The organism is Kitasatospora sp. NPDC005748, assembly GCF_040630735.1.
Classification (GTDB): Bacteria; Actinomycetota; Actinomycetes; order Streptomycetales; family Streptomycetaceae; genus Kitasatospora.
In genome coordinates this window covers 104,384-128,749 of sequence record NZ_JBEXYD010000013.1, presented here as the reverse complement: position 1 = coordinate 128,749, position 24,366 = coordinate 104,384, and the positions used below count along the sequence as shown (strand labels likewise).

The window sequence follows — 24,366 nt, the reverse complement described above, 5'->3', positions numbered from 1 at the left end:
GACCTCCCACGCCAGGGCTCGGGCCGGCGAACCCACGTCCCCGGGGCTCACTTCCCGGCCTCACTTCCCGGGGCTCACTTCCCGGGGCTCACTTCCCGGGGCGGACGGTGATCTCGGTGATCTCCGCGTCGCGGGAGGCGTCGAGCGCGGCCAGGACCGCCTTCGCCACAGACTCGGGCGCGATGAAGCGGTCGGCGTCGTACTCCCGGCCCTCCTGCTGGTGCACCTTGACCTGCATCGCGGTCGCGGTGCGGCCCGGGTAGACCGAGGTGACCCGGACGCCGGCGGCGTGCTCCTCGTGGCGCAGCGAGTCCGCGAGCGCCTTCAGGCCGTGCTTGCTCGCCGCGTACGCCGACCAGTCGGCGTGCGCGGTGAGCCCCGCGCCGGAGTTCACGAACACCACGTGGCCCTTGACCAGCCGCAGCGAGGGCAGCATCAGGCGGGTCAGCTCGGCGGGCGCGACCAGGTTCACGTTCAGGGTGTCCTGCCAGGCCTTGACCGGCAGTTCACCGACCTGGCCCAGCTCGACGACGCCCGCCACGTGCAGCAGCGAGTCGAGTTCCGCCGGCAGCGCCTGGTGGCCGAAGGCCCAGGAGAGCTTGGCCGGCGTACCGAGGTCGCCGACCAGGGTCTGCGCCCCGGGGAAGCGCTCGCGCAGCTCCGCGGCCCGGCGGGCGTCGCGGGCCAGCAGCCAGAGGTCGTCCCCGCGTTCGGCGAGGCGCTCGGCGAGGACGGCGCCGATGCCGGAGCCCGCGCCCGTGATCAGATGTGCAGCCATGGTCCCGATCCTCTCAGGCCTTGAGCTGCTCGAAGACCTGGGCGGGGGTGTCGGCGAAGGTGATCAGCTCGCCGAGCGGCCGCGGCAGGAAGCCCTCCGTGTCCATCCGCTCCAGCTGGGTGCGCAGGCCCGCGTAGAAGCCCTCGGTGTCCAGGACGATCACCGGCTTGTCGTGCAGCGCGTGCTTCTTGAGCTCCAGCACCTCGGTCACCTCGTCCAGCGTGCCGAGGCCGCCGACCAGCACGACGACGGCGTCCGCGCGCATCAGCAGCTGCGCCTTGCGCTCGGCGAGGTCCAGGGTCATCACCAGCTCGTCGGCGCCCTCGTAGCCCTTGTGCCGGAGCAGTTCGACCAGCACCCCGACCAGCTTGCCGCCGGCCGCCTTCACCCCGTCGGCCAGCAGCCCCATCAACCCGGCGTTGGAGCCGCCCCACACCAGGGTGTGCCCGCCCTCCCCGAGCAGACGGGCGAATTCGGCGGCAGGTGCGGAGTACCGCTCGTCGAGTGAGTACGCGGAGCAGAAGACAGTGATGTTCATAATGCTGACTGGTCTATCACGCCCCGCCGACGCGCACGGTCAGTCCTTGTACGGGACGAGCGCGGACAGGCCCAGCGTGAAGCCGAAGGGCTCCGGGATGCCGATCTCGTCACCGAACTTCCGGTCACTGCGCGTGTGGTACCGGTCGTGGTCCGGCTCGGAGAACAGCGTCACCGTCTGCTGCCGCGGGTCCACGATCAGGTACAGCGGGATGCGCATCACGGCGTAGTCGTGCAGCTTGTCCATCCAGTCGTTGCCCGGGTTGGAGGGCGAGACGATCTCCACGGCGATCAGGGCCTCCCCGGCGGGGGCCTTGTTGCCCGGCTGGGAGAGAACCTCCTCGGGCAGGTAGGTCAGGTCCGGCTCGCGCCCCTTGGAGACGTCCGGGCTGACGATCTCGCTCCGCTCACTGGGGAGGTAGCCGTCGGGGGCGTGCCGCTCGAACTGCCTGCGCACCTGCGCGACGTTGAGCTGGTGGATGTTCGAGGGTGACGCCTGCATGATCAGCGTGTCCCCGGACCATTCGATCCGAACGCCCTCGGGAGCGATCCGCTCCAGCTCCTCGACGAAGTCGCGGTGCTGCTCGTAGAAGGTCATGCCGTCCTCTCCGCAAGGCGCCACGGGCATCGCCGGCCGCTCCCCGGAGCCCGGGTCGTCGAATCACCGGCGGGCCGCACCACCCGTGCGGCTCCGTCCACTATGACGCACCCCGGGGACCCGCGGCCGACGCTCCCACCGGGAACGGGAAGGCGCGGGCTGGTCGTATCCGGTTCCGGTCAGCGCCTCACCCGCCGAGCAGCCGCCGACGGTCGTGGGTGCGGACGGCGGGTGCCCGGTCGTCCCGGAGTGCATCCAGTAGGCGCACGGCGTAGACCTCGGCCATCCGGGCGGACACCTCGGCCGGCGTGAGCCAGTCGACGGCGGTCGACTCGTCCGACACCCGCTCGGACCCGCCCTCGGGACGGCAGCGGAAGACCAGGGCGACGATTCCACGGTTCACGTTCTTGTAGACCCCGCCCTGGTGCGCCTCGTCACAGCCGCGCTCGTACTGGTCTTCCGTGTGTGCCGCTGACACAGCGGCCCACACGGCACGCTCCGACCGGGAGGACCCGTGTCAGGCCGTGACCGGGCGGCGGTGGGTGGTGGCGATGGTGGCGGAGCCGACGACGCGGGTGGTGTCGTAGAGGACGACGGCCTGGCCGGGGGCGATGCCGCGGGCGGGGGTGTCCAGGGTGACGTGGAGTTCGCCGTCGACCATGGCGGCCGTGACCGGGACCTCCTCGCCGTGGGCGCGGAGCTGGGCGGTGTAGCGGCCGTCGGCCGCGGCCTCGGCCCCGCACCAGCGCGGGCGGATCGCGGTCAGGGCCGTCACGTCCAGGCCCTCGACGGGGCCGACGGTGACGGTGTTGTTCACCGGGGAGATGTCGAGCACGTAGCGGGGCTTGCCGTCGGCGGCCGGGCGGCCGATCCGCAGGCCCTTGCGCTGGCCGATGGTGAAGCCGTAGGCGCCGTCGTGCTCGCCGAGCTTGGTGCCGTCCGCGTCGACGATGTCGCCGGGGGCCCGGCCGAGGTGCTTGGCCAGGAAGCCCTGGGTGTCGCCGTCCGCGATGAAGCAGATGTCGTGGCTGTCCGGCTTCTTCGCGACGGCCAGGCCGCGGCGCTCGGCCTCCTCGCGGATGACGTCCTTGGTGGTGTCGCCCAGCGGGAAGAGCGAGTGGGCGAGCTGGTCGGCGTCGAGCACGCCCAGCACGTAGGACTGGTCCTTGGCGGCGTCGACGGCGCGGTGCAGCTCGCGGCGGCCGTCCGGGAGGTCGACGATCCGGGCGTAGTGGCCGGTGCAGACGGCGTCGAAGCCGAGCGCGATCGCCTTGTCCAGCAGCGCGGCGAACTTGATCTTCTCGTTGCAGCGCAGGCAGGGGTTGGGGGTGCGGCCGGCCGCGTACTCGGCGACGAAGTCGTCGATGACGTCCTCGCGGAACCGCTCGGCGAGGTCCCAGACGTAGAACGGGATGCCGATCACGTCGGCCGCACGTCGGGCGTCGCGGGAGTCCTCGATGGTGCAGCAGCCGCGGGCGCCGGTGCGGAAGGACTGCGGGTTGGCGGAGAGCGCCAGGTGTACGCCGGTCACCTCGTGCCCCGCTTCGGCCGCGCGGGCGGCGGCGACGGCGGAGTCCACCCCGCCGGACATCGCCGCGAGCACACGCAGGCGGCCAGTGGACGGGGCGGTCGGGGCACCGGGGAAGTCAGTCATGATGCCCACAAGAGTACGTGGTCGCGGCGGAGGCCCGGCCGGGTTTACCGGGCGCGCGCGGCCGCCGCCAGCCCCGCGTTGCGGGCTCGCTGGACGACCGGGGCGATGGCTCCGGCGAGCGCGGTGACGTCCTCCCGGGTGGAGGTGTGGCCGAGCGAGAACCGCAGTGAGGCGCGGGCCAGCAGCGGGTCCACGCCCATCGCCAGCAGGACGTGGCTGGGCTGCGGCACTCCTGCCGAGCAGGCCGAGCCGGTCGAGCACTCGATGCCCTGGGCGTCGAGCAGCATCAGCAGCGCGTCGCCCTCGCAGCCGGGGAACGAGAAGTGCGCGTTGGCGGGCAGCCGCCCCTGCGTCGTCGGGTCGCCGTTGAGGACCGCGTCCGGGACGCCGGCCAGCACCGAGGCGACCAGTTCGTCGCGCAGCGCGCCGAGCACCGCCGCGTGCTCGTCCCGCCGCTCGACGGCGAGCGCGGCGGCGGCCGCGAAGCCCGCGGTGGCCGGCGCGTCCAGCGTGCCGGAGCGGACGTCCCGCTCCTGGCCGCCGCCGTGCAGCAGCGGGACGGGCGTGGCCCCGCGCGACAGCAGCAGGGCGCCGACGCCGTACGGACCGCCGACCTTGTGGCCGGTGACGGTGAGTGCGGTCAGCCCGGACTCCGCGAAGGAGACCGGCACCTGACCGAGCGCCTGGACCGCGTCGGCGTGCATCGGAATGCCGAACTCGGCCGCCACCGCGGCGAGTTCGGTGACCGGTTGGATGGTGCCGACCTCGTTGTTGGCCCACATCACGGTGACCAGCGCGACGGAGGCCGGGTCCCGCTCGATCGCCTCGCGCAACGCCGCCGGGTGGACCCGGCCGTAGCCGTCCACCGGGAGGTAGTCGACTCGGGCGCCCTCGTGCTCGGAGAGCCAGTGCACCGCGTCGAGCACCGCGTGGTGCTCGACCGGGCTGCACAGCACCCGGGTCCGGGCCGGGTCGGCCCCCCGCCGGGCCCAGTACAGGCCCTTGACGGCCAGGTTGTCGGACTCGGTGCCACCGCCGGTGAGGACGATCTCGCTGGGGCGGGCGCCGAGCGACTCCGCCAGCGACTCGCGGGACTCCTCGACCACGCGGCGGGCCCGGCGGCCGGACGCGTGCAGGGAGGAGGCGTTGCCGACGACCCCCAGGTGCGCGGTCATCGCGGCGATCGCCTCGGGCAGCATCGGCGTGGTCGCCGCATGGTCCAGGTATGGCATAACCATCCGATTGTAGAGGGCCACCGCGCGACGCTCGGGCCACCCGGCGGATCCGGCCGCCGCGCAGCGCGCGCAAACGCCCCGATCCGGCCAACCGTCCGCCACCCGGCCGCCATCCGGCCGCCGCTCCCCCGCCACCCGCGGCGCCGGGCACCGGCCCGGCCGCCGGCGGCCAAGCCGGGACGGCCGGGGGCTCGTTGGTCTCCCGCCGGACCGAACGGTTAGCCTGTCGGGCACCGCAAATCGGCCGGACCGGATCAGGACTGGGGGCGCCATGTCGCAGTCGGTCGACCGCGCCCTCACCCTCCTCGGGTCCCTCGGCGACGGGCCGGTCACCCTCGACCAGGCCGCCACCAGCATCGGGGTGCACAAGTCCACGGCCCTGCGGCTGCTGCGCACGCTGGAGGAGCACGGCTTCGTCCACCGCCAGTCCGACCGGCGCTACCGGCTCGGCGGCCGCGTCCTCTCGCTCGCCCACCGGGCGCTGGAGGAGATCGACGTCCGCCAGATCGCCGCGCCCTACCTGGCCGCCCTCCACCGGCGCTGCGGACTGACCGTCCAGCTGGCCGTGCTCCAGGACGGCGAGGTCCTCTACCTGGACGAGCTGGTCGGCCGCTGGACGGGGAGCGACACCGCCCGGCCGACCCGGATCGGGCGGCGCGCCCCGGCGGCCGGCACCGCGATCGGCCGGGTCCTGCTGGCCGGTCTGCCCGACGACGGGGCCGGCGAGGACGAGCTGCCTCCCGAGCTGGCCGCCGTCCGCCGCCAGGGCTGGGCGGCCGAGTCGGCCGAGCACCGGGAGGCGGTGGCCTGCGTGGCGGCCCCGGTGGCCGGCAGCGCCGGGCGGCCGGTCGCCGCCTGCGCGGTCAGCGCCCCGACCGACCGGGTCCCGCCGGCCGAACTGGTCCGGCTGCTGCCCGAGCTGCTCTGCACCGCCGAGGCGATCTCGCTGGCGTACGGGGGCTCGCCTACTCCTCGCTGGTGCGAGAACCGTTGCGGTGCCAGGCCCGCGGTGCGCGCCAGCCGTACTTGAGGGCGAGCATCCGCAGACCGAAGGCGGTCAGCGCGGCCGCCGTCCCGGTGAGCGCGGTGAGCCGGTCGAGGCCGATCAGGATCACCACGAGGGCCGAGCCGACCAGGGCCGGGACGGCGTAGATCTCGCGGTCCCAGCGCAGCAGCGAGGGGATCTCCCCGGCGAGCATGTCGCGCATCACGCCGCCGCCGGCCGCCGTCACCATGCCGAGCGCCATCGCGGCCACCGCGCCGAGGCCGTAGTCGTGCGCCTTGGCCGTACCGGTGACGCAGAACAGCCCGAGGCCGAGCGCGTCCAGGGTCTGCACCGCGCGGTTGATCCGCTCGACCTCCGGGTGCAGGAAGAAGACCACCAGGCCGGCCGCCAGCGGCGTGCTGAAGTAGCCGAGGTTGGAGAAGGCCGCCACCGGGGTGGCCCCGATGACGAGGTCGCGCATGACCCCGCCACCCAGCGCGGTCACCTCCGCCAGTACACAGATCCCGAAGATGTCCATGTTCTTGCGCACGGCCAGCAGCCCTCCGGAGAGGGCGAAGACGAAGATGCCGACCAGGTCCAGGCTCTGCTGCACGTCGGAGGGGAAGATCTGCGATGTCACCGGACAACTATGGACCCCCCGGGCACCGCGCTCGGCCGACCGTCACGGCCGCGCCATCGGCCGTCACAGCACGTGACGGCCGATGGCGTGCAGAGGGGCGCAGAGGGGCGCGGACCGTCACGCGGTGGCGAGCACCTTCTCGCCGCCGGCCGCACTGTTCTCCGGACCCCGCTAGTCGTTCCCCTCGCTCCGCTCGGGGAAGTGACACGCCACCTGGTGCCCGGTCTTCAGCGCCGCCAGCGGCGGCTCCTGGACCGCGCAGACCTCCTGCGCCTTCCAGCAGCGGGTGCGGAACCGGCAGCCGGACGGCGGGTTGATCGGCGAGGGCACGTCGCCCCTGAGCAGGATCCGCTCGCGGCGCTGCCGGCGGCGCGGGTCCGGCACCGGCACCGCGGACATCAGCGCGGTGGTGTACGGGTGCATCGGGGACGCGTAGAGCGAGTCCCGGTCGGCGATCTCGACGATCTTGCCGAGGTACATCACCGCGACCCGGTCGGAGACGTGCCGGACCACCGAGAGGTCGTGCGCGATGATCAGGTAGGTCAGGCCCAGCTCGCGCTGGAGGTCGTCCAGCAGGTTGACCACCTGCGCCTGGATGGAGACGTCGAGGGCGGAGACGGGCTCGTCCGCGATGACCATCTTGGGCCGCAGGGCGAGCGCCCGGGCGATGCCGATGCGCTGGCGCTGGCCGCCGGAGAACTCGTGCGGGTAGCGGTTGTAGTGCTCGGGGCTGAGCCCGCACAGCTCCAGCAGCTCCTGGACGGCCTTCTTGACGCCGCCCTCGGTCTGCACCTTCTGCAGCCGGAACGGCGCGCCGACGATGGTGCCGACGGTGTGCCGGGGGTTCAGCGAGGAGTACGGGTCCTGGAAGATCATCTGGATGTCGCGCCGGAGCGGCCGCATCGCGCCCGTGCCCAGGTGGGTGATGTCGGTGCCCTCGAACTCGATCTTCCCGCCGGTGGGCTCGTCGAGACGGGTGACCAGCCGGCCCATCGTCGACTTGCCGCAGCCGGACTCGCCGACGACACCCAGGGTCTCCCCCGCGTTGACGGTGAAGTCGATGCCGTCGACGGCCCGGACCGCCCCGGCGTCGCGGCGCAGCAGGCCGCCCTTGATCGGGAAGTGCCGGGTCAGGCCGGTCACCCGGAGCAGCGGCTCGCGGTCGGGGGCGGGCGCGGGCGCGGGCACCTTCTTCATGGGCTCGGGGGCCGCCGCCTGAGTGTCCGTCATCGGTTCTCTCCAGAATGGTGGTACGAAACCGGGCTCACAGCCGGGGCGCGATCTCTTCGGTGAAGATGCGGCGCCGGTCGGCGGCGGCGAGGTGGCAGGCCGCGTGGTGCCCGGGCGCTGCCTCGGTCAGGACGGGGACCTCGTCGGCCGAGCGCCCGCCGGTCAGCCCGGCGTACGGGCAGCGCGGGTGGAAGGCGCAGCCGGACGGCACGTTGATCAGGCTGGGCGGGGTGCCCTTCACCGGGACGAGCCGCTCCTGGAGCTCACGGTCGAGACGCGGCATCGAGCCCAGCAGGCCCCAGGTGTAGGGGTGCTGGGGCGCGTCGAAGAGGGTCTCGGCGGGGCCGCGCTCGACGCACTTGCCGCCGTACATGACCAGGATGTCGTCGGCGAGTTCGGCGACCACCCCGAGGTCGTGGGTGATGACGATGACGGCCGAGCCGAACTCCTCCTGGAGGTCCCGGATGAGGTCCAGGATCTGCGCCTGGACGGTGACGTCCAGCGCGGTGGTGGGCTCGTCGGCGATCAGCAGCGACGGGTCGTTGACCAGGGCCATCGCGATCATGGCGCGCTGGCGCATGCCGCCGGAGAACTGGTGCGGGTAGTCGTCCACCCGGCGGTCGGGCTGCGGGATGCCGACCCGGTCGAGCATCTCGACCGCGCGGGCCCGGGCCTGCTTCTTGGTCGCCTGCGGGTGGTGCACCCGGTAGGCCTCGATGATCTGCGCCCCGACGGTGTAGTAGGGGTGCATCGCGGTCAGCGGGTCCTGGAAGATCATCGCCATCTCGCGGCCGCGCAGCTGGCGGACCCGCTCGGGGCCGGCCGCGACCAGCTCCTCGCCGTCCAGGTGGATCTCGCCGCTGATCCGGGCCCGCTTGGAGCGGTGCAGGCCCATGATGCCGAGCGAGGTGACCGACTTGCCGGAGCCGGACTCGCCGACGATCCCGAGGGTCTTCCCCTTGTGCAGGTCGAAGCTGACCCCGTCCACCGAGCGGACCAGGCCGTCGTCGGTGTCGAAGTGGATCCGCAGGTCCCGGACCGAGAGGAACGGGTCCCCGGTCGCGGCGGCCACCGGCGCCGGGGTCTTCTGGAGCTCGGTCACGACAGCCTCACCCGGGGGTCGACAGCGGCGTACAGGAGGTCAACCACGAGGTTGCAGAGGACGATGAAGAAGGCGGCGAGCAGCGTGACGCCGAGGATCTTCGGCAGGTCGTTGTCGGAGATCGCCGAGACGGCGAAGGCGCCGACGCCCTGGAGCGAGAAGACCTGTTCGGTGATCAGCGCACCGCCGAGCAGCAGACCGAGGTCCATGCCGAAGATGGTGACGACCGGGGTGAGCGCGGAGCGCAGCCCGTGCTTCACGACCACCTTGCGCTCGGCCAGGCCCTTGGCCCGGGCGGTGCGGATGTAGTCCTCGCTCATCGTCTCCAGCATGCCGGCGCGGGTGAGCCGGGCGTAGAGCGCGGAGTAGAGGAAGGCCAGCGAGATCCACGGGAGGATCAGGTTGCGGGCCCACATCAGCGGGTCGTCGGTGAAGTTGACGTACTGGAGGTTGTCGAGGATCGGCCACTCGTAGCTGAAGAGCGTGAGCAGCAGCGCACCGGTGAAGAAGACCGGCAGCGAGACACCGGCCAGCGCGACACCCATGGAGAGCCGGTCGAAGATCGACTTCGGCTTGAGCGCGGAGATGACACCGGTGGTGACGCCGGAGACCAGCCAGAGCACGGCGGCGCCGATGGCCAGCGACAGCGTGATCGGGATGCGCTTGGTCAGCTCGGGCCAGACCTCCAGGTGGTTCTTGAAGGAGTAGCCGAAGCAGGGCACGTGGCAGGTGGCGGCGTCCGGGCCGAACTTGTACTCGGCCCCGGTGACGAGCGCCTTCAGGAAGCGCCCGTACTGGACGTAGATCGGCTGGTCGAAGCCGAGGTTCTTCTTGACCGCCGCGACCGCCTCGGGGGACGGGTTCTTCCCGATGTACTGCGTGGCCAGCTGGTCGGTGGTCTCACCGGCCAGGCGCGGCAGCAGGAAGAAGATCGCGAAGGTGACCGCGCTGACCACCAGCAGCAGCACCACGGCCGCGAGCGTCCTGCGGAGGATGTAGGCAAACACAGTTGGTCGGCTCCGGCGGCCCGCCGCCGTCCGGGATCTTCCGGACGGCGGCGGGCGCCGCTGCCTTCACCTGCCTTCAGGGATACGGAGCCAGGCTCTTACTTGGTCGTACCGATGTTCAGGTAGTCGTACTCACCCGAGAAGGCCGAGGTGGAGACGACGTTGGTGGCGGTGTCCGAGCGGTACAGGAACACCTTGAAGTAGGTCAGCGGGACGTAGACCGCCTGCTCCATGACCTTCTTGTCGATCTCCGCGTAGATCTTCTCGCGGGCCGCCTTGTCGGTGTTGACGGCGGCGTCGTCGAGCAGCTTGTTGATCGCCGGGTCGTTCAGCGAGGCCAGGTTGCTGTTACCGGCCTCCTTGATGGCGCGGCCGTCGACGATCTGCTGCAGGAAGCCGTAGCCGGTCGGCCAGTCGGCGCCCCACTGCATCATCATCAGGCCGATGTTCTTCTCCTTGTTCTTCGCCGGCACGCCGACGTTGTCGGAGAGGTACTTGCCCTGCGGGTACTGCTGGATCTCGGCGTTGATGCCGACCTTCTTCAGCGCGGCCTGGATCGAGGTCGCGGCGGCGATCTCGGTGGCGCGCTCGGTCCGGGCGCTCAGGACGGTGTTGAAGCCGCCCTCCTTGCCGCAGGCCTTGAGGGCTTCCTTGGCCTTGGCCTCGTCGCCCTTGTTGTCCTTGGTCTCGTACAGGTTGATGTCCTGGTGACCGGGGATGTCCGCCGGCAGGACGGAGTTGGCGATCTGGCCGCGGATCGGGCCGCCGACCGCGGTCTGCACCGAGACCTTGTCGATCGCGTACTGCACGGCCTTGCGGCACTCGACGTTGTCGAACGGCGCGACCTGGCTGTCGATCGCGGTGTAGACCAGGCGGCCGCCGTAGGCGTTGTCCGTCTTGGCCTTCAGCTTCGGGTTCTGCAGGATCTGCGCCTGGGTCTGCGGGTCGACGCCGCCGCCGACGAGGTCCACCTGGGCGTTGCCGGCCAGCAGGTCCTTGTCGATGGTGGACTGCTCGATGTTCATCTTGAGCACGATCTTGTCCGCGAGCTGCTTGCGGATCGTGTCGGTGCTCGCGTCCCAGCTGGTGTTCGGCACCAGGGTGAGCTGCTTGCCGTCCTCGTAGGACTCGAACTTGTAGGAGCCCGAGGCCATCGGGTGCTTGACGTAGTCGGCGCCCTTGTCCTTGTCCTTGGGGACCGGGACGGTCTGCGGGGCCGAGACCAGGTAGTCGAAGTCCGCGAAGGCGTGCTTCAGGTGGAAGACGACGGTCAGGTCGTCCGGCGTCTCGATGGACTTGAGGTCGCCGGCCGCGTCCTTGTACGGGCCCGCGTACGGGGTCGGGTTGTCGACCAGGAGGTCCTTGAAGTACGTCGGACCGTTGGAGAACACGTCCGGCGCGAAGTTGGAGCGCTCCACCGCGTACTTCACGTCCTTGGACGTGATCGCGCTGCCGTCCTCGTACTTCAGGCCGGCGCGCAGCTTGTACGTCCAGGTCAGGCCGTCCGCGCTGGGCTGGCCCATGGACTCGGCGAGGTCCGGGACGAGCTTGTTGCCCTCGTCGCCGGGGCCCGGCGCGAAGGTGGTCAGCGGACGCCCGTACAGGCGCGAGAAGTTGTAGATGTAGGCGTAGTACGTGTTGCCGGGGTCGAGCGAGTCCGGCGTGCCCTTCATCTCGTAGGTGACCGTCCCGCCCTTCTTGTCCGAGGCGTTGACGATGCCCTTGGTGGCCGCGTCGGCGCCGCCGCCGGACGCGGCGGAGGACGACGAGTCGCCCCCGCTCTTGGATGAACCGGAGGTACACCCGGTGACGACCAGGACAGCGGCGGCGGCCACTGCGGTCAGTCCGACGGTACGGGACCTACGCATGGTGAGATCAACCCCTTGAGGAAGTGGTGGCGGATCGGAGGGTCCTGACGGGATGTCAGTTGCTCTTGGGATCGAGGGCGTCACGCAGCCCGTCGCCGAGCAGGTTGAAGGCGAGCACCGTGAGGAAGATCGCCATACCGGGGACCACCATGTACTGGGGGTCCACCTGGTAGTACTTGATCGCGTCGTTGAGCATCCCGCCCCAGGAGGCCTGCGGGGCCTGGATGCCGACGCCGAGGAAGCTGAGGCCCGCCTCGAAGAGGATGTTGGTCGGGATCAGCAGGGTCGAGTAGACCAGGATCGGACCGACCAGGTTGGGCAGCAGCTCCTTGAACAGGATGAACGGCCCCCGGGCGCCCAGGCTGCGGGCCGCGTAGACGAACTCGCGCTCACGCAGTGAGAGGGTCTGGCCGCGCACGATCCGGCCCATGTAGGGCCAGTTGAAGAAGCCGATCACGAAGATCAGCACGCCGATGTGCAGCGGGAGGCCGTGCAGGCCGAACGCGCCGCCCTGGAGCGAGGCGGAGATCGCGATGGCGAAGAGCAGCAGCGGGAACGCCAGGAAGACGTCCATCACCCGGCTGATCAGGGCGTCCACCCAGCCGCCGTAGTAGCCGGCCATCACGCCGAGCACGGTGCCGAGGGTGTTGGAGAGCAGCGTCGCCCCGAAGGCGACGAGCAGCGAGACCCAGGAGCCCTCGATGACGCGGGAGAGCAGGTCACGGCCCTGCAGCGGGTCCACGCCGAGCGGGTGGTCGAGGCTCATGCCGCCCCAGTCGCCGAACGGCAGACCACCGAGGTTGGCGTCCAGGAGGTCCTGGTTGAGGGCGTCGGGGTCCAGGCCGAACATCGACTCGATCGGCTTGGCCAGCACGGCCAGCAGGACGAGCAGGATCACCACGACGGCGCCGGCGACGGCGGCCTTGTCCCGTTTGAAACGGGTCCAGGCGATCCGGCCGAGCGAGCGGCCCTCGATCTTCGTGGCCGGGCTCGCGGCGGCGGCTGCCTCCGGCGTGTTCCCGGCGGTCTTGATGGGTGCGGTCATGGTCAGTTCGGTCCCCTCGCCGACGGTGGCCGGCCCACGGGTGCCGGTCGCCGGTTCGGCGGTACGGCTGGTGCGGACGTGCGGAGGTTCAGGTGCGGGTGTTCAGCGGTGCGACGTGCTCGGGTACTGCGGCCGCGCGGGATGGGCGTCGCGAGGCTCAAGCGGTCCGCCAGCGCGTTCGCCCTCGTGGGGCACCCAGTACGCGCGGTGCGTTGCGCAGAACTCTCTGCCATCCGAACTGGCTTGCGCCAGCCCTGACAACCGAGAGATGCCCAACTGTGATCTGTCGGCATGCACCTCTGGATCTTCGGCATATCCCTCTTCACACAGCTGTTACATGCATGTCAAGGGGCTGCACCGAACCAGCCGGAAATCCGACCGGAAATGCCGGGACCGACATGACGGATCGTCATGTCGGTCCTGGTGGAGGGCTTTGGGTGCATATACCCGGACTACCCGTTACCGCGCCGAGAACACCCGAACATCCGTGCTTGCGACAGGTGTCCGAAGTGCCCGTAGTTGGGACACGAACACCTGGTCTGCCCGGAGTTGCGGTGCGGGCGCCGGAATGCCCGGCGTGCGCTGCCGACACCGCAATGCCCGGAGCCCCGGCACGGGCGGCGGAACGCCCGGCGTGCGGCGCGGGCACCGCGGCGCACGCCGCGTCGACCGTGCGGGCGTCAGCGCCCCGGGTAGCCGGGCCAGGGCTGCTGCGGCGGCGGCTGCTGCCCCGGCCACACCGGGCCGGGCGCCTGGGTGCCGTAGCCGTACGCCGGGCCCGCCTGCGAGGCGTAGGGCGGCGGCGGCACCGGCGGGTACGGCGCGGCCTGCGAGCGGCCGTGGCCGCCCGCCTCGCGGTCGTAGAACGGCCGCGCGTTGGCCCGCATCCAGAGCGCCACCGGGTCGTACTCGTCCCCCATGGCGACGGTGGAGACCGCGAGCCCCTCCGGCGCGACCGCGATCGCGCGCTGCATCAGCGCCCGGACGGCCTCCACCGTGGGCGGCGAACTCTCGTACAGCTCAAGTCCGATGGCCAGGTACGGTTCGCCCACGGAGGGCTGCACCCAGGCCCGGCGCAACGCCTTGACCGCCCGCACCTCGACCGCCTGCCGCTCCAGCAGCGCGAAGAACTGCTGGGCCTGCACCTGCGGTTCGCTCAGCTTCAGCGGCCCGGCCGGCAGCCGGTCCAGGCCGGCCGCGATCCGGCGCAGGTCCGCCCAGGGCACCCCGACGCCGCCGCCGGGGGCGTGCGGGTTCAGCCAGAGGCCCCAGCGGGTGCGATAGAGCGAGGCGGCGATCTCGCGCCCCGAGATCACCTCGTGCGCCCGCGCCCAGCCGGACGCCGCCAGCTGCTCGGGCGAGGTGACGGCCGGCGCGTAGCCGTGGCCGCTGATCTCCATGTTCCCGTACTGGGCGTCCGGACTGCCCGGCGTACCGTGCCAGAGCAGCATCCAGACCTGCCCCGCGGCCAGCGCGTGCAGCAGTGCCTCGTACGCCTCCCAGCGTTCCGGCGCGACCTCGCGCAGGGCGTGCTCCAGCGCTCTCGGATCCGCGCCGGGGCGCCCGGCGGGTGCCTGGCCCCAGGGCCCCGGTGCACCGCCCGCTACCGCTCCCGCACTCATGCGCCCACCTCGCTGCGCCTCTTCTTCTCTCACCTGCCGCCGGCCCGGCGGTCATCTGCAGGCACCCTATGGGGCGCCACCCGCCACCGCCACGCCGACGTGCCCGGCGGTGGCCTCCGGCCCGGTGCCGGGCGAGGAGGAACGCGTCACATCCGTGCGTAGAACGGCTGGACCCGGTTGAGCAGCCACTCGACCACGGGGTCCTCCGCGAGGTCGAGCAGTACGAGGTGGACGCCGCCGGGCAGCGGCGCGGTTCCCAGCGCACGGCCCAGGGCCTCGTTCACGGCGGCCGGTTCGGCCGGGGCCGCCGGATCGAGCTGGACGCCGACGAACATCACCGTCGGCTCGCCCTCCACGCTGGCCAGCGCCCGCCTGGCGGTCAGGACGCCGGGCAGGCCCGAGAGCTCGTACCGGCAGGCGGCCAGGAAGGCCTCCGGGTCCTCGCCCGGCACCGGTTCGCGCAGCGCCACCCGGCCGCCGGTCGGTGCCTCCGGGGCGTCCCAGCGGTCCTCGCGCGGCCCGCGCCGCAGCTCGGCGACGCCCTGCGGCGGCACCGGGATGCCCACCGGCGCCTCCGGGTTCACCGCGATGCCCACGCCCAGCGGCAGCCCGCGGGCGAACTCCCAGACCGGCGCGATCGCGAAGGCCATCCCGGGCGCCTGATGGAGGAGCACCTCCTGCGAGGAGAAGACCGGGACGTAGGGGTCGCCGGCCAGCTCGATGGTCGGCAGGTCCAGGGCCTGGCCCTGCGGGTCGCCGCCGGCCGGCAGCGGGATCCACACCTGGCTGCGGGCGAGCACCTCGAACACCCGGGGGGTCGCGCCGGGATCGCCGAGCGCGGCCGTGAGCACCTGCTCCAGCTCGTTCGCGGGCCATCCACCGCCGGGCGGCGCCGCCTCCGGGCCGCCCCACCCCTGCTGCTGCTCCACCGGGTACCCCATCCGCCGCTGTACCGCCCTCTGTCCGCCGACGCCGAGCAGCCTAGCGGGCCCGCGGCCGGGGCCGCGGTGCGCGCCGGTACCGGTCGGTACGGGGCCGGGGCGGTACCGGTGGGCTACCGGTGGCGGGTGCGGGCCGGGCCCGCCGGGCGGGGCCGGGCCCGGGGCCCCTCTCCCGTCTTCCGCCGGGACGTGCCATGATGTCCGCGTCTGCGGGTGTTCCCCGCCGAGAACCTCAACTCCATACCGGCCGCTCGAACCCGCGCGGGAGAGTCCGGAGTACCCCCGAGAGGCGGTACAGCCGGCGCCGAAGGAGCAAGTCCTCCCCGGAATCTCTCAGGCCCCCCTACCGCACGGGTTAGGCACATCTGGAAAGCGGCGCACGGCCCTGTCGCGCGCCCACCCACGGTGCAAGCCGCCATGCTGTCCTGTTAGCTGTGAAGCGCTGCGGGCCCGCGTGCGGTGAAGCTCTCAGGTTCGACGACAGATGGGGAGACCCAGCCGCCGCATGCCCGCGCGCAGGCTCGGTCCCCGAGCGGGTCCGGTCCGGCGTGCGCACACCTGAGTGCCCAGACCGAGGAGTTCCAGGCCATGTCGTCCCTCCGCCTCACCGCGCTCGACGCGCTGCACCGCGCCCTCGGCGCGACCATGACCGACTTCGCCGGCTGGGACATGCCGCTGCGTTACGGCAGCGAGCGCGAGGAGCACCTCGCCGTCCGCACCAAGGCCGGTCTGTTCGACCTCTCCCACATGGGCGAGATCACCGTGACCGGCCCGCAGGCCGGCGCGATGCTGGACCACGCGCTGGTCGGCTTCGTCTCCGCGCTCGGCGAGCTGCGGGCCCGCTACACCATGATCTGCGCCGAGGACGGCGGCATCCTGGACGACCTGATCGTCTACCGCCTGCGCGAGGACGCCTTCCTGGTCGTCGCCAACGCCTCCAACGCCCAGCTGGTGCTGGACGAGCTGATCGCCCGCGCCAAGGGCTACGACGCCGTCGTCACCGACGACCGCGACACCTACTCGCTGATCGCCGTCCAGGGCCCGGAGTCCACCGCGATCCTGGCCGACACCACCGAGGCCGACCTGCCCGGCCTGAAGTACTACGCGATCCTCCCGGCCCAGGTGGCCGGCCGCGACGTGCTGCTCGCCCGCACCGGTTACACCGGCGAGGACGGCTTCGAGATCTTCTGCAACCCGGGCGACGCCGCGCACATCTGGACGGCGCTGACCGAGGCCGGCACCGGCCGCGGCCTCGTCCCCTGCGGCCTCTCCTGCCGCGACACGCTGCGCCTGGAGGCCGGCATGCCGCTCTACGGGCACGAGCTCTCCACCGACCTGACCCCCTTCGACGCCGGCCTCGGCCGGGTGGTCCGCTTCGACAAGACCACCAACGAGGGCGCGTTCGTCGGCCGCAAGGCCCTGGAGCAGGCCGCCGCCGCGGCCGAGGCCAACCCGCCGCGGGTGCTGGTCGGCCTGGTCTCCGAGGGCAAGCGCGTGCCGCGCGCCGAGTACACCGTGGTGACCGCCGACGGCGAGCCGATCGGCCGGATCACCTCGGGCGCGCCCTCCCCCACGCTGGGCAAGCCGATCGCGATCGCCTACGTGGACGCGGCGCACGCCGCCCCGGGCACCACCGTCGCGGTGGACGTGCGCGGCAAGCACGAGCCGGTGCAGGTCGTGGCGCTGCCGTTCTACAAGCGCGCCCGCTGACGCCCCTCGGGCGCGCCCGCCGAGGCCTCACGAGCGCGCCCGCCCGGGCCTGACCACCCCGAAGATCCACGTCGAAGCCGTCCGTCCGGCGGCCCGCTTCGTCGTACCCGCTTCCCATCCTGGAGAATGACGCCATGAGCAACCCCCAGCACCTGCAGTACACCAAGGAGCACGAGTGGCTGACCGCCGTCGAGGACGGTGTCTCCACGGTCGGCATCACCGCCCACGCCGCCGACGCGCTCGGTGACATCGTCTACGTGCAGCTGCCCGAGGTCGGCGAGACCGTGACCGCCGGTGAGACCTGTGGCGAGCTGGAGTCCACCAAGTCGGTCAGCGACCTGTACTCGCCGGTCACCGGCGAGATCACCGAGGTCAACCAGGACGTCCTGGACGACAACTCCCTGGTCAACAGCGCCCCGTTCGAGGGTGGCTGGCTGTTCAAGGTGCGCGTCGAGTCGACCGACGAGCTGCTCAGCGCCGACGAGTACAACGCCCTGACCAACCCGGCCTGAGCCGGCCGTTCGGGGTGGCCGCAGTGCGGCGGCCGCCCCGGCCACCGGGCCTCCTCCGCCCTCCGGTCGCCCGCCGCCACCCTTCCGTGGGGCGTGCCAGGCGCGGCACCTCCTTCTCTCCTCCCTGGGAAGACCACACCATGACGGTTCTCAACCAGTCCCTGCACTCGCTCGACCCGGAGATCGCCGCCGCGGTCGACGCCGAGCTGCACCGCCAGCAGACCACCCTGGAAATGATCGCCTCCGAGAACTTCGCCCCGGTGGCGGTCATGGAGGCCCAGGGCTCGGTGCTGACCAACAAGTACGCCGAGGGCTACCCGGGCCGCCGCTACTACGGTGGCTGCGAGCACGTCGACGTGGTCGAGCAGATCGCGATCGACCGGATCAAGGCCCTGTTCGGCGCCGAGCACGCCAACGTCCAGCCGCACTCCGGCGCGCAGGCCAACGCCGCCGCGATGTTCGCGCTGATCCAGCCGGGCGACACCATCCTGGGTCTGAGCCTGGCCCACGGCGGTCACCTGACCCACGGCATGAAGATCAACTTCTCCGGCAAGCTCTACAACGTCGCCGCGTACCACGTGGACGACAAGACCGGCCAGGTCGACATGGCCGAGGTCGAGCGCCTCGCCAAGGAGCACCAGCCGAAGCTGATCATCGCCGGCTGGTCCGCCTACCCCCGTCAGCTGGACTTCGCCGCGTTCCGCCGGATCGCCGACGAGGTCGGCGCCCTGCTGATGGTCGACATGGCGCACTTCGCCGGTCTGGTCGCCGCGGGCCTGCACCCCAACCCGGTGCCGTACGCGGACGTGGTCACCACCACCACGCACAAGACCCTGGGCGGCCCGCGCGGCGGCGTCATCCTCTCCAAGGCCGAGTGGGCCAAGAAGATCAACTCCGCGGTCTTCCCCGGCCAGCAGGGCGGCCCGCTGGAGCACGTGATCGCCGGCAAGGCCGTCGCCTTCAAGGTCGCCGCCTCCGAGGAGTTCAAGGAGCGCCAGCAGCGCACCCTGGACGGCGCCCGGATCCTGGCCGAGCGCCTGCTGCAGGCCGACGTCGCCGAGGCCGGCGCCTCGGTGCTGTCCGGCGGCACCGACGTCCACCTGGTCCTGGTCGACCTGCGCAACAGCCAGCTCGACGGCCAGCAGGCCGAGGACCGGCTGCACGAGGTCGGCATCACGGTCAACCGCAACGCCATCCCGAACGACCCGCGCCCGCCGATGGTCACCTCCGGCCTGCGGATCGGCACCCCGGCCCTGGCCACCCGCGGCTTCCAGGCCGAGGACTTCCGCGAGGTCGCCGACATCATCGCCGAGGCGCTGAAGCCCGCCTTCGACGAGACCGTCGCCACCGCACTGAAGGCCCGGGTCACCGCCCTCGCCGAGAAGTACCCGCTCTACCCGAACCTGTAGTTCGGACACGGGTGACCGGGCTCACCTCGCCTGGTCACCTGGGATTCCGGGGCACCGCGCACACTGGACAGTGCGCGCGGTGCCCCGTTCCGTGTCAGCACCCCGCCTGCAAGTCCTTCCACGAGACCAGACAAGGACGTCCTCCGTGGCCATCAGCGTCTTCGACCTCTTCTCCATCGGCATCGGCCCGTCGAGTTCCCACACCGTCGGCCCGATGCGCGCCGCCCGGATGTTCGCCCGCCGCCTGAAGTCCGAGGACCTGCTGACCGGGGTGGCGAGCGTCCGCGCCGAGCTCTTCGGCTCGCTGGGCGCCACCGGCCACGGCCACGGCACCCCGAAGGCCGTCCTGCTGGGCCTGGAGGGCAACTCCCCCCGCACGGTCGACGTCGACCAGGCCGACCGGGACGTCGAGCGGATCACCGCCGAGAAGCGGCTCGACCTGCTCGGCGCCCACCCGATCGACTTCGACCCGGGCACCCAGCTGATCCTGCACCGGCGCCGCTCGCTGCCGTACCACGCCAACGGGATGACCCTCTGGGCCTTCGACGCCGACGGCGGCCTGCTGCTGGAGAAGACCTACTACTCGGTCGGCGGCGGCTTCGTCGTCGACGAGGACGCGCTGGGCGCGGACCGCGTGAAGCCGGACGACACCGTGCTGAAGTACCCCTTCCGCACCGGCGACGAGCTGCTCCGCCTCAGCCGCGAGACCGGCCTGTCCATCTCCGGCCTGATGCTGGAGAACGAGAAGGCCTGGCGCAGCGAGGAGGAGATCCGGGCCGGGCTGCTGGAGATCTGGCGCGTCATGCAGGAGTGCGTGCGGGCCGGGATGTCCCGCGAGGGCATCCTCCCCGGCGGCCTCAAGGTGCGCCGCCGCGCCGCCTCGGGCGCCCGCGCCCTGCGCGCCGAGGGCATCGGGCCGGCCAACGCCATGGAGTGGGTGACCCTCTACGCGATGGCCGTCAACGAGGAGAACGCCTCCGGCCGCCGGGTCGTCACCGCGCCCACCAACGGCGCGGCCGGGATCATCCCCGCCGTGCTGCACTACTACCTGAACTTCATCCCGGGCGCGGACGAGGACGGCATCGTCCGCTTCCTGCTCGCCGCCGGTGCGATCGGCATGCTCTTCAAGGAGAACGCCTCGATCTCCGGCGCCGAGGTCGGCTGCCAGGGCGAGGTCGGCTCCGCCTGCTCGATGGCGGCCGGCGGCCTCGCCGAGGTCCTCGGCGGTTCCCCCGAGCAGGTCGAGAACGCCGCCGAGATCGGCATCGAGCACAACCTGGGCCTCACCTGCGACCCGGTCGGCGGCCTGGTCCAGATCCCCTGCATCGAGCGCAACGGCATGGCCTCGGTCAAGGCCGTCACCGCCGCCCGGATGGCCCTGCGCGGCGACGGCCGCCACCACGTCTCCCTCGACAAGGCGATCAAGACCATGAAGGAGACCGGCGCCGACATGAAGATCAAGTACAAGGAGACCTCGCGCGGCGGCCTCGCCGTCAACGTCATCGAGTGCTAGGCAAGTGTGCTGACCTGCATGGTTTCTCCGTCAGAGCTGCCAGGCCTCTCTCTGCGCACACGGCCCGAAGTGCCTGAAAGGCCCCTCGGACAGCTCTGACCTCCCTGAGGACTCCCTGGCGAATCCCTGGTCCGCACCATGCCGACCAGGGATTTCCGGTCTCGCGGCGGACGGAGCCGGCGCCTGGCGTTCTGCGGCCTCCCGCTTCCCCCGGTAGGCCTCCTTCCGCGCACCGGGTCGGGGGGGGTCAGCGGCGCAGGGTGAGGGGCAGCGCCTCCAAGCCGCGCAGCATCATCGTGTTGCGCCAGCGCAGGTCGCGCTCCTGGCAGGCCAGGGTCGTTCCGGGGAAGCGGGCGAGGAGCGCGGTGAGCGCGATCTCGGTCTCCAGCTTGCCGAGCAGGGCCCCGAGGCAGCGGTGGATGCCACCGCCGAAGGCGAGATGGCCGGCGTCCCGGCGGTCGAGGATGAGGCGGTCGGGGTCCTGGAAGCGCGCCGGGTCGCGGTTGGCCGCGCCGAGGGACAGCAGCACGAACTCGTCCTGCGGGATCTCCACCCCGCCGACGTCCACCGGCTCGGTGGTGAAGCGGGTGGTGGCCATGCAGATGGGGGAGTCGTAGCGCAGGAACTCCTCGACGGCCCTGGGCATCCGGGTGAGATCGGCGCGCAGCCAGGCGGCCTGGCCGGGATCGCGCAGCAGCGCGAGGCAGGAGGTGCCCAGCAGGTTCACGGTGGTCTCATGGCCGCCGATCAGCAGCAGGGCGACCATGCCCACGATCTCGTCGTCCGTCAGCTCTCCGCGTTCGCGGGCTTCCAGCAGCTCGGTGAGCAGATCGGCGGGACGGTCATTGCGGCGGATACGCCGGTCGGCGATGGCCAGGACGTACGAGCCCATCTCCTGGACGGCTTGTTGGAAGGCGGCGTGGTCGCCCTCCTGGGTGACGATGGCGGTCGACCACTTCCGGTAGAGGTCGCGGTCCTCGGGCGGGAAGCCGAGCAGTTCGCAGACGACGAGGATCGGCAGCGGGAAGGCGAAGTCACGTACCAGGTCCACCGTGGCGGTGGTGGTGCGGGTCGTGTGGCGCGCGGCTGCCGCGTCCAGCCCGTCGAGGAGTTCGAGGGTGATGCGCTCGACCATCGGCCGCATCGCCTCGACGCGCTTGCGGCTGAACGCCGCCTGGACCACGCGGCGGAGGCGGGTGTGGTCGGGCGGATCGCTGCTGAGCATATGGGTGATCTCGGTACCCAGGGTGACGCCCTCGACCCGGCTGTCGGCCAGGGCCTGGGCGCGCCGCACGTCCTGCGCGAAGCGGGGGTCGAAGAGCGCGGCCCGGACGTCGTCGTAGCGCGGGATGATCCACAGTCGCAGGCCGCCGTCGCTGTGCAGCACGGAGACCGGGGCCGATTGCCGCATCCTGGCCAGGGTCGGGTACGGGTCGCTGAGGAACGTCGGCGGGTTCTGGCGCGGTGCTGTCGTCTCGGGCTTGTCCGGCTGGTGCTTGTCCGGCCGGTGCTTCTCCGGCCGGGGACCGTTCGTCCGGGGTGCTGCCGTCGCTGCCGTAGCTGTGGTCATGATGTTCTCCTGTCCTCACCGGCACGGCCGGCGCCGCGGCGGGGTGCCGGGCACGGCACCCCGCCGCGGCGCTGCTTGGGCTCACTGCAGAGGCGACTACTTCTCCGCGTTCTTCTCCGTGCGGGTGGTGGTGCAGGTCCGCGCCTGGCCGTTCGGCCGGACCGGGACCGCCTTGTCCAGGGTGAGCTGGTGGTCCGGCGGAATGATGATCCCGCGCTCCCGCTCGGTGGCGCTGATGGGGTCGACGCGCAGTCCGTGACGCTTCATGGGGTTGGCCTTTCTTCGGTGTGGTGGACGGGGTGGTGCGAGCCGGTCCGCCCGATGTCGCGGCGGTCGGCGGTTCTGGGGGAGGCGCGCAGCGTGTCGTCGGCGTAGCGCACCATGGCGGCCCAGGCGGCGGCGTGTCCGGCTGGGTCACGGCCCACGTCGTGTCCGCCGCCGAGCCACCGGACGCGATGCGGGACGTCGCGGCGCCGCAGCGCGGCGAGATAGCGCTCGATCTGTTCCGGAGGGCACTTCTCGTCGTCCGCCGAGGCGGCGAGGAAGAGCGGGCCGCGTACGCGGCCCACATAGGTCATCGGGCAGGCCGCGCGATAGCGGTGCGGCACCTGCTCGGGGGTGCCGCCGAAGAGGCGGTCGTCGACCTCCCGCAGCGCCGGCGTCGTCGCCCGGTACGCCGCCGTGTAGTCGGCCACCGGGGCGACGGCCAGCCCGACGTCCCACAGCCGGGGCTGGACGCCCATCGCCAGCAGCGTCAGATAGCCGCCCCAGGAGTAGCCGCACAGGCCGGTACGGCCCGGCTCCGAGACTCCCGCGTCGATGAGGTGGCCGCGCACCGCGGCGAGGTCTTCGAGCTGGGCGAGGCCGACCCGGTGGCCGAAGTCGTCCCGCCAGCGGGGGCCGTAGCCCGTCGAGCCGCGGTAGTTGGTGCGCACCACGGCGAACCCGGCCCGGACCAGGGCCTCGGTCCGGGCGTCGTAGGCGTCCCGGTCGTGGGTGTGGGGTCCGCCGTGGACGAGGAAGACCGTCGGCCAGGGGCGGCGGTCCGCCCTGCGGCCGGGCGGGGTGGCCACGAAGCTGTGGATCTGCCCGTACGGCCGGCGTGTCCAGAGCTCGCGGCGCCTGGATCCGGTCGGTCCGCCGGGCGCCGTGCCGCGTGACGCCGTCGTGGAGCGGCCGGCGTGGCCGGAGCGGCCGGAACGTTCCGGGGGTTCCGGGTGCTCCGCGCTTTCCGGGCTCTCCGGGCTTTCCGGGTGGCAGATCAGTGGCCGGGGCGGTTCGCCGTCGCGGCTCCACAGGCAGTGGACCGTGCGGTCGGGTGCGCAGGAGAAGTCGATGATCGTGCCCTCGGGCGTGGGAAGCACCGTCGTCGTACCGCGGTCGAGGTCGGCGCGGAGCAGGCGGCTGCGTCCCGCCCGGTCCTGCTGGACCAGCGCCGTGCGGCCGGGCCCGTACCAGCAGGCGGTGATCTCCGTGTCGAAGTCGAGGGCGGAGCCGGGACCGTGCGTACGGATCCCCTCGCCCTGCCGCCAGAAGGCCAGGGTGTAGCGGCCCGCGCGTTCGAGGACGAGCAGCAGTTCCGGTCGTGCGGTGGTGAGGTCCGGGCGGAAGCCCAGCGCCCACACCGCGCCGCCGTCGCCGTCCCCCGCCGCGCCGGGGATGGCGTCCACGAGAACGCCGGAGGCCGGTGACCACAGCCGGACCGCGGCCGGTCCGTCCGGGCACCCCGCGGTGGCCAGCAGTCCGCCGCCGGGGGCCAGGCCCACCACGGCCGCATAGCCGGGCTCCTCGGCCACCAGGCGGGCGCGCTCGCCCGGTCGGCCGAGGTAGTGCCGCGAGCGGTCCGCGACCCCGACGCCGACGGCGGCGAGGCCGCCGCGGGGGTCGAAGGCCAGGCCGTGCATCCGCCCGGCGGGTACGCCGTCGAGCGCCGGGCGCGGGTGCCCACCCTCGAACGGCCCGCGCAGCCAGCGGCCTTGACCGCCGGGAGCGGCGTCGAACCACCACAGGCCGTGGCCGTCCGGCTCGATGGCGGCGGTCTCCACACCCAGCGGTGCGGTGGTCGCCTGGCGGCGCTGATCCGTCGTCAGGTCCCAGGCCACGATCTGCGGGAGACCGTCCACATACCGGGTCTCGACCGCTCGCCGTCCGTCGCGGGCGGCGAAGGACGGGACGTGCACCGCCGTTCCGATACCGCCGCTCATCGCCGTCCCTCCCTTCGTGTCCGCTTCCGCCGCCGGTGGCCTTGGCTGTGGTGGGCTCCGACGGCCATCACACTGCCGGTCGGGCGGGCTGCGTGGCAGGGAAGAAGGCGCAGCGGCACCGACAGTGGGCTGCTGCCGGTCCTTCCCTGGCACCGGACGGTGGGCGGGCGACAGGGTGCTGGGCGACCACATGGCCCGGACCCACC

The 24,366-nt window shown here is 72.2% G+C and carries 21 protein-coding genes, 1 pseudogene and 1 riboswitch; of the genes and pseudogenes, 5 read left to right on the top strand and 17 right to left on the bottom strand.

Translation table 11 applies throughout. The features are described 5' to 3' along the window. Nucleotides 1–88: 88 nt before the first annotated feature. From ABZ495_RS13460 to ABZ495_RS13435, 6 genes and pseudogenes are all read right to left on the bottom strand, one after another. Nucleotides 89–778, bottom strand: a complete 690-nt coding sequence (locus ABZ495_RS13460) for an SDR family oxidoreductase (protein WP_329489704.1) — start codon at nt 776–778, stop codon at nt 89–91. Between the two features lie 13 nt (nt 779–791). After that, nucleotides 792–1,316: a TIGR00730 family Rossman fold protein gene (locus ABZ495_RS13455; RefSeq protein WP_352295281.1), complete on the bottom strand. Its 525-nt coding sequence runs from the start codon at nt 1,314–1,316 to the stop codon at nt 792–794. Nucleotides 1,317–1,355: 39 nt separating this feature from the next. Then, nucleotides 1,356–1,913 (bottom strand): Uma2 family endonuclease, encoded by a 558-nt coding sequence (locus ABZ495_RS13450; protein ID WP_359835766.1) that lies wholly within the window; start codon nt 1,911–1,913, stop codon nt 1,356–1,358. Between the two features lie 187 nt (nt 1,914–2,100). After that, nucleotides 2,101–2,331, bottom strand: a pseudogene (locus ABZ495_RS13445) (NUDIX hydrolase); the annotation flags it as partial. A gap of 99 nt (nt 2,332–2,430) precedes the next feature. Next, nucleotides 2,431–3,567: a tRNA 2-thiouridine(34) synthase MnmA gene (mnmA, locus tag ABZ495_RS13440; protein ID WP_329489701.1), complete on the bottom strand. Its 1,137-nt coding sequence runs from the start codon at nt 3,565–3,567 to the stop codon at nt 2,431–2,433. A gap of 44 nt (nt 3,568–3,611) precedes the next feature. After that, nucleotides 3,612–4,799 (bottom strand): cysteine desulfurase family protein, encoded by a 1,188-nt coding sequence (locus tag ABZ495_RS13435; protein ID WP_329489700.1) that lies wholly within the window; start codon nt 4,797–4,799, stop codon nt 3,612–3,614. A gap of 274 nt (nt 4,800–5,073) precedes the next feature. On the opposite strand from ABZ495_RS13435, the gene ABZ495_RS13430 reads away from it, so the two are divergent. Next, the gene (locus ABZ495_RS13430; RefSeq protein WP_359803034.1) at nt 5,074–5,832 is read left to right on the top strand and encodes an IclR family transcriptional regulator; all 759 of its coding nucleotides are present in this window, start codon (nt 5,074–5,076) and stop codon (nt 5,830–5,832) included. Here ABZ495_RS13430 and ABZ495_RS13425 read toward each other — a convergent pair. The 8 genes from ABZ495_RS13425 to ABZ495_RS13390 all read right to left on the bottom strand — a co-directional run bounded on the left by ABZ495_RS13425 (nt 5,768) and on the right by ABZ495_RS13390 (nt 15,230). Beyond that, a complete protein-coding gene (locus ABZ495_RS13425) occupies nt 5,768–6,427 on the bottom strand; it encodes a trimeric intracellular cation channel family protein (RefSeq protein WP_329489698.1) in 660 nt (219 codons plus the stop codon). The genes ABZ495_RS13430 and ABZ495_RS13425 overlap by 65 nt on opposite strands. A gap of 171 nt (nt 6,428–6,598) precedes the next feature. After that, on the bottom strand, nt 6,599–7,624 hold the full coding sequence (locus tag ABZ495_RS13420) for a dipeptide ABC transporter ATP-binding protein (protein ID WP_359835782.1): 1,026 nt from the start codon (nt 7,622–7,624) through the stop codon (nt 6,599–6,601). 67 nt (nt 7,625–7,691) lie between these two features. Further along, nucleotides 7,692–8,759: an ABC transporter ATP-binding protein gene (locus tag ABZ495_RS13415; RefSeq protein ID WP_352295271.1), complete on the bottom strand. Its 1,068-nt coding sequence runs from the start codon at nt 8,757–8,759 to the stop codon at nt 7,692–7,694. Beyond that, complete coding sequence (locus ABZ495_RS13410; RefSeq protein WP_329489696.1) at nt 8,756–9,766, bottom strand: ABC transporter permease; 1,011 nt, start codon at nt 9,764–9,766, stop codon at nt 8,756–8,758. Before ABZ495_RS13410 ends, ABZ495_RS13415 begins: the two co-directional genes overlap by 4 nt. A 98-nt stretch (nt 9,767–9,864) precedes the next feature. Further along, on the bottom strand, nt 9,865–11,634 hold the full coding sequence (locus ABZ495_RS13405) for an ABC transporter substrate-binding protein (RefSeq protein WP_329489695.1): 1,770 nt from the start codon (nt 11,632–11,634) through the stop codon (nt 9,865–9,867). Between the two features lie 55 nt (nt 11,635–11,689). Further along, on the bottom strand, nt 11,690–12,679 hold the full coding sequence (locus ABZ495_RS13400) for an ABC transporter permease (RefSeq protein ID WP_352289530.1): 990 nt from the start codon (nt 12,677–12,679) through the stop codon (nt 11,690–11,692). A 680-nt stretch (nt 12,680–13,359) separates the two neighbouring features. Further along, nucleotides 13,360–14,301 (bottom strand): enhanced serine sensitivity protein SseB C-terminal domain-containing protein, encoded by a 942-nt coding sequence (locus ABZ495_RS13395; protein ID WP_352289527.1) that lies wholly within the window; start codon nt 14,299–14,301, stop codon nt 13,360–13,362. Nucleotides 14,302–14,447: 146 nt separating this feature from the next. Further along, a complete protein-coding gene (locus ABZ495_RS13390) occupies nt 14,448–15,230 on the bottom strand; it encodes an enhanced serine sensitivity protein SseB C-terminal domain-containing protein (protein ID WP_359835764.1) in 783 nt (260 codons plus the stop codon). Between the two features lie 264 nt (nt 15,231–15,494). Next, nucleotides 15,495–15,601, top strand: a riboswitch (glycine riboswitch). A 229-nt stretch (nt 15,602–15,830) separates the two neighbouring features. Here ABZ495_RS13390 and gcvT point away from each other — a divergent pair. From gcvT to ABZ495_RS13370, 4 genes are all read left to right on the top strand, one after another. Beyond that, nucleotides 15,831–16,952 (top strand): glycine cleavage system aminomethyltransferase GcvT, encoded by a 1,122-nt coding sequence (gene gcvT / locus ABZ495_RS13385; protein ID WP_329489691.1) that lies wholly within the window; start codon nt 15,831–15,833, stop codon nt 16,950–16,952. A gap of 134 nt (nt 16,953–17,086) precedes the next feature. Further along, entirely contained in the window at nt 17,087–17,464 is a 378-nt protein-coding gene (gcvH, locus tag ABZ495_RS13380; protein WP_329489690.1) for a glycine cleavage system protein GcvH, read from the top strand. A gap of 140 nt (nt 17,465–17,604) precedes the next feature. Further along, entirely contained in the window at nt 17,605–18,873 is a 1,269-nt protein-coding gene (gene glyA / locus ABZ495_RS13375; RefSeq protein ID WP_329489689.1) for a serine hydroxymethyltransferase, read from the top strand. A 145-nt stretch (nt 18,874–19,018) separates the two neighbouring features. Then, nucleotides 19,019–20,386 carry an L-serine ammonia-lyase gene (locus tag ABZ495_RS13370; protein WP_329489688.1) on the top strand — a complete coding sequence of 456 codons (1,368 nt, stop codon included), beginning with the start codon at nt 19,019–19,021 and terminating at the stop codon, nt 20,384–20,386. A 247-nt stretch (nt 20,387–20,633) separates the two neighbouring features. On the opposite strand, the gene ABZ495_RS13365 is transcribed toward ABZ495_RS13370, so the two are convergent. The 3 genes from ABZ495_RS13365 to ABZ495_RS13355 form a co-directional block, all read right to left on the bottom strand. Continuing rightward, complete coding sequence (locus tag ABZ495_RS13365; protein ID WP_359835762.1) at nt 20,634–21,956, bottom strand: cytochrome P450; 1,323 nt, start codon at nt 21,954–21,956, stop codon at nt 20,634–20,636. Nucleotides 21,957–22,052: 96 nt separating this feature from the next. Further along, on the bottom strand, nt 22,053–22,223 hold the full coding sequence (locus ABZ495_RS13360) for a hypothetical protein (protein ID WP_329489686.1): 171 nt from the start codon (nt 22,221–22,223) through the stop codon (nt 22,053–22,055). Further along, complete coding sequence (locus ABZ495_RS13355) at nt 22,220–24,160, bottom strand: prolyl oligopeptidase family serine peptidase (RefSeq protein ID WP_359835760.1); 1,941 nt, start codon at nt 24,158–24,160, stop codon at nt 22,220–22,222. The genes ABZ495_RS13360 and ABZ495_RS13355 overlap by 4 nt, the downstream gene beginning before the upstream one ends. Nucleotides 24,161–24,366 lie beyond the last annotated feature (206 nt).